This is a genomic window from Lysobacter sp. 1R34A (assembly GCF_051217035.1).
Taxonomy (GTDB): domain Bacteria; phylum Pseudomonadota; class Gammaproteobacteria; order Xanthomonadales; family Xanthomonadaceae; genus Lysobacter.
The window spans coordinates 1-7,952 of sequence record NZ_JBPKJP010000142.1 but is presented as its reverse complement, the minus strand read 5'-3'; the positions used below and the strand labels follow the sequence as shown (position 1 = coordinate 7,952).

8 protein-coding genes are annotated in these 7,952 nt (G+C 70.7%); 2 read left to right on the top strand and 6 right to left on the bottom strand.

Going from position 1 to position 7,952, the window contains the following annotated elements; genetic code table 11:
* Together ACSAMQ_RS19215 and ACSAMQ_RS19210 are read left to right on the top strand one after the other, a co-directional pair.
* On the top strand, nucleotides 1-608 hold a 608-nt coding region (locus tag ACSAMQ_RS19215), incomplete at its 5' end, for a methyltransferase domain-containing protein (protein ID WP_435397200.1).
* Nucleotides 605-1,597 (top strand): multidrug resistance efflux transporter family protein, encoded by a 993-nt coding sequence (locus ACSAMQ_RS19210; RefSeq protein ID WP_435397199.1) that lies wholly within the window; start codon nucleotides 605-607, stop codon nucleotides 1,595-1,597. The genes ACSAMQ_RS19215 and ACSAMQ_RS19210, both read left to right, overlap by 4 nt.
* An 89-nt stretch (nucleotides 1,598-1,686) precedes the next feature.
* On the opposite strand, the gene ACSAMQ_RS19205 is transcribed toward ACSAMQ_RS19210, so the two are convergent.
* The 6 genes from ACSAMQ_RS19205 to ACSAMQ_RS19180 form a co-directional block, all read right to left on the bottom strand.
* Nucleotides 1,687-2,115: a ketosteroid isomerase-related protein gene (locus ACSAMQ_RS19205; protein ID WP_435397198.1), complete on the bottom strand. Its 429-nt coding sequence runs from the start codon at nucleotides 2,113-2,115 to the stop codon at nucleotides 1,687-1,689.
* A 202-nt stretch (nucleotides 2,116-2,317) separates the two neighbouring features.
* Nucleotides 2,318-3,067, bottom strand: a complete 750-nt coding sequence (locus tag ACSAMQ_RS19200; RefSeq protein WP_435397197.1) for an MHYT domain-containing protein — start codon at nucleotides 3,065-3,067, stop codon at nucleotides 2,318-2,320.
* A gap of 116 nt (nucleotides 3,068-3,183) precedes the next feature.
* Nucleotides 3,184-3,984, bottom strand: coding sequence for a V4R domain-containing protein (locus ACSAMQ_RS19195; protein WP_435397196.1), 801 nt, complete (start codon nucleotides 3,982-3,984; stop codon nucleotides 3,184-3,186).
* A gap of 265 nt (nucleotides 3,985-4,249) precedes the next feature.
* Entirely contained in the window at nucleotides 4,250-5,239 is a 990-nt protein-coding gene (locus tag ACSAMQ_RS19190) for a pyridoxal-phosphate dependent enzyme (protein ID WP_435397195.1), read from the bottom strand.
* Between the two features lie 118 nt (nucleotides 5,240-5,357).
* Nucleotides 5,358-6,608, bottom strand: a complete 1,251-nt coding sequence (locus ACSAMQ_RS19185; protein WP_435397194.1) for an ABC transporter permease — start codon at nucleotides 6,606-6,608, stop codon at nucleotides 5,358-5,360.
* The coding region (locus ACSAMQ_RS19180) for an efflux RND transporter periplasmic adaptor subunit (RefSeq protein WP_435397193.1) at nucleotides 6,605-7,952 on the bottom strand (1,348 nt) is incomplete at its 5' end. The genes ACSAMQ_RS19185 and ACSAMQ_RS19180, both read right to left, overlap by 4 nt.

Sequence of the window (7,952 nt, the reverse complement as noted above, 5' to 3'; positions counted from 1 at the left end):
GCGCGCGCCGTCCCGACGCGGTCTGCGCCGATGCGCGCGCGCTGCCGCTGCGCGACGGCAGCGTCGACGTGCTGTTCTCGAACCTGTGCCTGCAGTGGTGCGAGGACCTGCCGGCGGTTTTCGCCGGGTTTCGCCGGGTGCTCAAGCCCGGCGGGCTGCTGCTGGTCTCGACCTTCGGCCCCGACACCTTGTACGAGCTGCGCGGCGCTTTCGCCGAAGCCGACGCCGCGCCGCACGTCAGCCTGTTCCCGTCGATCGCCCAGTTCGGCGATGCCCTGATCGCTTCGGGTTTCCAGAACCCGGTGCTGGATCGCGACGAGTTCGTCCTCGGGCATCCCGACCTCGGTCATCTGATGCGCGAGTTGCGTACGCTCGGCGCGACCAATGCGATGAACGACCGCCGCCGCAGCCTGACCGGCCGCGCGCGTTTCGCCCGCGCGGCGCAGGCCTACGAGGCGCTGCGCGGCGAAGACGGCCGTCTGCCCGCGACCTGGGAAGTGATCTACGCCCACGCCTGGGGCCCGCCGCCGGGCGCGCCGATCCGGGTCGGCGGCTTCGATGAGGTGCAGGTGCCGGTGTCGAGCATCCGCGTGCGGCAACGCCCGTGAGCGCGCGCCGCCATGCCCTGTGGGCGGTGCTGATCGCGCTGGTGTCGGCGCTGTTCTTCACCTGCACCTACGTGCTCAACCGCGCCGCCGCCAACGACGGCGGCCATTGGGCCTGGACCGCGGCGCTGCGCTATCTGTTCACCCTGCCGATGTTGCTGGTGGCGATGCCGATGCTCGGCGGCGTGGCGCCGGTGTGGCGAGCGATCCGCCGTCACCCCGGGCCGTGGCTGTGGTGGAGCGGCATAGGGTTCGTGCTGTTCTACGTGTGCCTGAGCTTTGCCGCGGCCAGCGGCCCGTCGTGGCTGATCGCGGGTACTTTCCAGCTGACCGTGATCGCCGGGATGCTGTGCGCGCCGTTCCTGTACCGCGATGCGCGCGCGCGGATTCCGCGTCCGGCGCTGGCGGTCGGCGCGATCATCGTGGCCGGGGTGTTGCTGCTGCAGTTCGGCCACGGCGGCGGCCGCCTCGACCGCGCCGGCTGGATCGCCCTGATCTGCGTGGCGGTGTCGGCCTTCGCTTATCCGCTCGGCAACCGCGGTCTGTTGCTGCATTTGGAGAAGGCCGGGATCGAACTCAACGCGACCCAGCGCGTATTCGGCATAACCCTGGCGAGCCAGCCCCTGTGGTGGGCGGTCGCGGCGTATGCCGGGGTCGAGGCCGGCGCGCCGCCGTTGGGCCAGGTCTGGCTGGCGGCGGGCGTCGCGCTGAGCGCGGGCGTGATCGCCACGGTGCTGTTCTTCCAGGCCACCGGCATGGTCCGCAACGATCCGACCGCGCTGGCCGCGGCCGAAGCGATGCAGGCCGCGGAGATATTGTTCGCGACGGTGATCGGCGCGTTGTGGCTCGGCGAAGCCTGGCCGCAGGGCCGCGCGCTGGCCGGCGCCTGCGTGGTCGGTGTCGGCATCGTCTTGTTCAGCATCGTCGCGGCGCGCGCCGCGGCCGGCAACGAACGCAGGGTCAAGCAATTGCGCAGCGATCGAGGCGGTTGAGCTTCGCGGCTGCGCTGGCGCACGCGGGTGGGCTCACGCGCCGTGAGGTGCGCAGATCGGCTCACCGCCGATAGAGCGCACAGGCCGGCTCAGCCGCCGACCATGAGCATCCACTGTTCCAGGTTGTAGTAGTTGGTGACGCGCTGGATCTTGTTGTCGCGGATCTCGAAGAAGGCGCCGCCCGGCAGCGCATAACGCTGGCCGCGCGCTTCCGGCAAACCCGGGTCGGTGAGCAGATACTCGCCGTGCACCACGTACTCGGCGCCGGCGCGCGCGCCGTCCGGCGAGGCCATCACCACGATGTCGCGAAGCTGCTCGCGGTAGTGGCGCGCCATGCGCTGCAGGAAGGCGGCGAAGGCATCGCGGCCGACTTCGCGCGCGCCCTGGTTGAGGTCGTGGACGACGTCTGCGCCGAGCAGGCCCAGCATGGCGTCCCAGTCGGCGCGATTGAACGCGGCGTAGTAGGACAGGACCAATTCGGTGGCGCGGTCGTGGATGCGGGTGCCGTCGATCTTCATCGGAGTTCCTGCGGGCAATGCGGGGCGGGGCCATGATCGCTCATTCCTGCGCCGTGTCGCAGCCGCGGCCGGCCATGCCTCGCGCTGGGCACGCGCGAGGTTTAACAAGGCACATAAAAGAGAGGCCCGCGCGTGGCGGGCCTTTCCGTTTGCGGGAGCGCGCCGGGCGAGGCCGGCGCCTGGTCTTACCCCGTGCCCGGGTTCAAATCCGCACCGTCGCGCGCTGGCGTTGGCGCACCAGGCTCAGGGTCAACACCGCGGCCAACAGCGCCGTGGTTACGACGAAGATGCCGACGCCGAGGTAGCCGCCGCTGATCCCGCGCGCCACCGTAGCGCCGGCTGCCTGCGGTACGAAGCTGGCGGCGAGCATGCCGGTGTAGTGCATGCCGCAGACCGCCACGCCCATGACCAGGGCGCTGCCGAGCATCTGGCCCCAGCCGCGCAGGTTGAAGGCCAGCCACAGCGCCACGATCGAGGCGACGATCGCGATCGCCGCCGAAGCGATCACCAGGTTGCTGTTGTAGACGGTGTCGGCGGGCATCAGCATCGCCGCCATGCCGGCGTAGTGCATGCCGGTGACGCCGAGCCCCATCAGTACGCCGGCGATGACGAGCTTGCCCCAGTTGAAGATGCCGGTGCCGGCGATGGCCAGGCCGGCCATGCACGAGACCACCGCGACCAGCGCCGAACCGATCGTGATCGGCAGGTCGTAGGTCACTTCCACGTTCATGCGGCAGGCCAGCATGGCGATGAAATGCATCGCCCAGATCGCGCCGCCGCCCATGGCGATGCCGGCGGCGGTGATGGCGCGCCAGCGCTGTCCCGGACCGACCGCGGTCGGAATGGCGATGGCCAGTTGCAGGGCGGTGAACGACCCCAGCACCGACACCACGTAGGACAAGATCGCGAGCACCGGGTCATGGATGCACTGAATGGCGTGATCGATCGGCATGACGAATCCCCTGTGGATGGGTTGGTATAGCTAGGGGCCGAACCGGCGCCATCCCCGCCCCGGTGCGGCATCGCAAGCCCGGCCGGCTCCCTGTCTGCCGGGCGAATGGGAAACGCTCAGGCTTCGAATTCGAAACGGCAGGCCTCGGCGCCGGTGTTGCGGCATTGGCTTTCGACTACCCGTACGCCATCGGCGCCGTGCTGGCCTTCGAGCAGGCCGCCGAGCATGCCGCGCAGGAAATGGCAGCACTCGCCGCTGTCGCCGCGATGGCAGAAGGGGCTGTTGCGGATCTTCAGGATGTCGTCGTGCAGTTCGGCCTGGACCAGCTGGCGCATCGCCGGCAGGGCGATGCGGCGCACCGAGTCGGCCAGCGGCAGTTGCCCGCCGAGGGCGAAGTCGCGTTTGTAGACCCAGGCGCCGACGCGCTGGCCGATGTAGCGCAAGGTCGCCTCGCGCTGGGCCGGCGGCAGTTCGCGCTCGAGCGCGACCAGCTGCAGCAGGATGTTGGGGTAGTTGCGGGCGAGCTGCGGCAGCAGGGTCTCGACGCGTTGGGTGTCGATCGGCGGCGCGCTCGACGGCGAGGCGGCGGGCGCAGGCGCGGCCGAAGCCGGCACCGAGGTGGGCGCGGTCGCCGAGCCGTTGTGGCGCGGCACCGGCGTGGGCGCCGGCGCGGGGCTGCTGCCTTCGTACGGCGAGGCCTCGAAGCTCTGCACCAGGTGGTGGGTGCCCAGGCGCTCTTCGAGCATCAGCAGCGATTCGGACGGGCCGCGCACGACCATGCTCAGCACCACGCCTTCTTCGCTGTTGAGCATGCGTTGGCGCAGCAGCGTGAAGCCGTTGGCGATCACCACCTGTCCGAGGGCGAGCAGCAGCCCGTCGCGACGGTCGGACACCACGCGAAACTCGACATCCACCATGTAGTACTCCCTGGCTTGCGCTGGTCCGTGGTCCCCGGCTCGCGAAGAGACCGACTCTTCTGGAGCGAACTGGCGAGAGCCCCCGCTCTTCGACAGTCGCGCGGCATGACAGGGACGGGCGCGCGATGGCGCAGCGTGGCAGCTGTGTTCATAAAAAACACAAACCAGGATCACAGAAAAAGCGAGTTTTTCTGGGGTTTATGCGGCCAATGGCGAGCGTTGAGAAACGTGCCGCATAACAAACGCAATGCGATTGCGGAACCGGTCAATCTGGCTTAGAGGCGAACAAATCGGCGACCAGATCCAGGTCGACGTTGCCGCCGGACACGACCAGGCCGACGCGGCGGCCGACGAAGCGTTCGCGATGCGCCAGCACCACCGCCAGCGGCACCGCGCCGGAGGGTTCGACCACCAGCTTCATGCGTTCCCAGATCAGCCGCATCGCGGCGACGACCTGGGCGTCGTCGACCAGCAGGATGTCGCGCAGGTGCTCGCTCAGGATAGGAAAGGTGAGCGTGCCCAGTTCGGCGCGCAGGCCGTCGCAGATGGTGTCGGCCTTGCGGCCGGTGATGCGCTGGCCGGCGCGCAGCGAATCGTGGGCGTCGCGGGCGCCTTCGGGTTCGGCGCCGAACACCTCGATGGCCGGGCTCAGCCCGTGCGCGGCGATCGCCGTGCCCGAAAGCAGGCCGCCGCCGCTGACCGGGGCGATCACCGCGTCCAGGCCGGGGGCGCTGCCGAGCAGTTCCAGGGTGGCGGTGCCCTGGCCGGCGATCACCCGCGGGTCGTTGAAGGGGTGCACCAGCACGCCGCCGGTCTGCGCCAGGACCTGCGCGGTCGTGGCGTCGCGCGAGGCTTGGTCGGGTTCGCAGGCGACGATCTGTCCGCCGTAGGCGCGGATCGCGGCGAGCTTGATTTTGGGAGTGTTGTGCGGGGCGACCACGGTCGCGCGCGCGCCGCGCAGGCTCGCCGCCAGCGCGATCGCGCCGCCGTGGTTGCCCGAGCTTTGGGTGACGATGCCGCGCGCGATCTCGTCCTCGCTCAAGGAGAACACCGCGTTGCAGGCGCCGCGGAACTTGAACGCGCCGGCGCGCTGCAGGTTTTCGCATTTGAAGTGCAGCTCGCAGCCGGCCAGCGCGTCGATCGCGCGCGAACGCAGCACCGGGGTGGCGTGCGCATGCGGCGCGATGCGCGCGGCGGCGGCCAGGATGTCGGTGAACAGGGGGGCGAGGCTGGGCGGTGCGGAGAGATTGTTCATGCCCCAAGCGTAGCCCAGGCCCGGTTGTCCTGGCATGCGCCGGATGGCGGATTGGCGTCGTGCGGCGCGGCGACAGGACGAGTTCAGTCCTGTCGCGGTGCCGAGCTCGGCGCCGGGTTCAGTCGTGGCGCAGCGCCGCGATCGGGTCGAGCCGCGCCGCCTGCCGCGCCGGATACACGCCGAAGGCCAGGCCGACCGCGGCGCAGAACACGGCCGAGCCCAGCACCGGCAGCGGCGCCCAGGCGACCTGCCAGCCGGCGAAGGCGGCGATCAGATAGGCCAGCGCCACGCCGAACAGCAGGCCCAGCGCCGCGCCGGCGACGCAAATGACCATGGCCTCGCGCAGGAACTGCGCGATCACGTCGCGCCGGCGCGCGCCGAGCGCGCGCAGCAGGCCGATCTCGCGGCGCCGTTCGAGCACGTTGGCGAGCATGATGTTCATGATGCCGATGCCGCCGACCAGCAGGCTGACGCCGGCGATCGCGCCCATCACCACGCGGAAGATGCGCTGGGTCTTCTGATGCTGCTGGAACAACTGCTGCGGCACCACCAGGCGGAAGTCGGGCATGCCGGCATGGCGCTGGCCGAGCACGGTCGACAGCACCCGCGCGCCGGCGGCGAGTTGCGAGGGGTCGCGCAGGCGCAGCAGGAAGCGGTCGATCTCGTCCTCCTGCGGCTGGAAGCGGAAGCGCGCGCGGGCGCTGGCCAGCGGCAGGTAGACGCGGTTGCTCTCCAGGCCGAGCTGCACGCCTTCGAACTGGTCCTTGCTGAGGTCGCGGTCGGCGAGCACGCCGACCACTTCCAGCCAGACATGATTGACCTTCAGGTACTGGCCGATCGGGTCGACCCCGGGGAACAGATCGGCGGCGGCCTGATGGCCGAGCACCGCGACCGCGGCGAGGGCGCGGTCGTCGTCGTCGCTCAGGCTGCGGCCCTTGGCGATGCGCAGCGAGGACAGGGCGAAATAGTCCGGGCTTACGCCGCTGGCCTGGGCGTCGCTGTGGCCGCTGTCGCTGAACACCGAATGGGTGCGGATCGGTTTCTCGGCGGCGTAGCGCTCGGCGCCGGGCACTACCGCGAGCGCGGCGTCGGCATCGGCCAGGCTCAGGCCGAGGCTGCGCGCGCGGGTTTCGCGCAGGCTGTTTTCGTCCTGCGGCTTGGCTTCGGCGATCAGGTTGTTGAGGCCGAGGCTCTCGACCAGGCGCAGCGCTTCGCGCCGGCTGCCTTCGCCGACCGCCTGCATGGCCACGATCGCGCCGACCCCGAAGATCAGGCCGAGCAGGGTCAGCAACGTGCGCAGGCGGCGGCGCCACAGTTCTTCGATCGCTTCGCGCCAGATCGACGGCAACAGGCCGGCGAAACGGTTCAAGGGCGCACCGCCTGATGCGCGGTCCGACCCGTGCGCGCCGGTGCCGCGGCGGCCGGGGCGCTTTCCTCGGGCGCGGCCCGGCCCGCGGCATCGCTCTCGGCCGGGGGCTCGACGGTTCGGCTGGCGGTGTCGACGGCGCCGGCTTCCACCAACAACACCTCCTCGCCCTCGCGCAGGCCCGAGCGCACCTGCGAACGCGCCGGCCCGCGCACGCCGAGCCGGATTTCCCGGCGCAGGAAATCGCCGCCCCGGCGAACCCGCACGTAATCCTTGCCGGCGTCGCTGTCGATGGCGATGTTGGCGACGCTGAGCGCCTTGGGCGCATCGAACAAAATCACCCGCGCTTCGAGCCGCTGGCCCGGCACCAGCCGGTAACGCGCGATCGCTTCGGCCGGAATCGGCGCTTTCATGGTCAGGTATTTCACCGGGCTGTCCTGGCTGCGCACCTTGGCCGCGCTGGCGACCCACGACAGCTTGCTGCGGATGCGCTGCTCGGGCCGCCCCACCGGGAACATCTCGACCGCCTGGCCGACCTGCAGGCCCTGCGCCTCGATCTGCGGCAGGCTCAGTTCGAGTTCCATCGCCGAAGCGTCGGGCAGGCTGCCGTAGTCGAAGCCGGCGCGCAGAGTCGCGCCGACGTTGGGTTTGTCGCCGGACCAGTTGCTCGCGAGCATCAGCACGCCGTCGTTCGGCGCGCGCAGTTCCAGCGCGTCGAGGTCGGACTGGCGCGCCTGGGCGGTGAGCTCGAACGTCGCGCGCTGCGCATCCAGCACCGCCAGTTCGGCGCCGCCGCGCACGCCGGCCTGGCCGCGCTGCCATTCCAGGGTGTCGCGCTTGGCTTTCAGATAACTCGCGTCCTGCACGGCGTCGAGCACTTCGTTGCGGGCCATCGTGCTGAGGTCGGCGCTGGCGTAGCGCTCGGCGATGCCGAGCTGGACCGCGACCTCGGCCAGGTCGACCGCGACCTTGCTGTGCGCGGTCGCCAGTTCGCCCTGCTTGGCCGCGCGCGCGAGCAGATTGCGCTGCAGGTCGATCAAGGTCTGGCTGAGTTCCTGCCGGCCCTGCGCGGCCGAGAAGCGCGCGATCAGGTCGCCCTTCTTTACCGTGCTGCCTTCCGGCAGCATCCATTCGAGCTGGCGCGAGGCCCAGTTGCGGCCGGGCACGTTGAGCGGCGTGGCCTTGGCCGACTTGAGCTCGCCCTCGCCGCGCACGCTCAGGCGCAAGGGCGCGGCGGCGACGGTCTCGACGGTGGCCGGCGCGGTGTCGGCGGCGCAGGCCGACAGCCAGGCCAGGGCGAAGATCGCAATGGCGCCGGCGCGCATCATCGGGCCGGGCTCCGCGCGG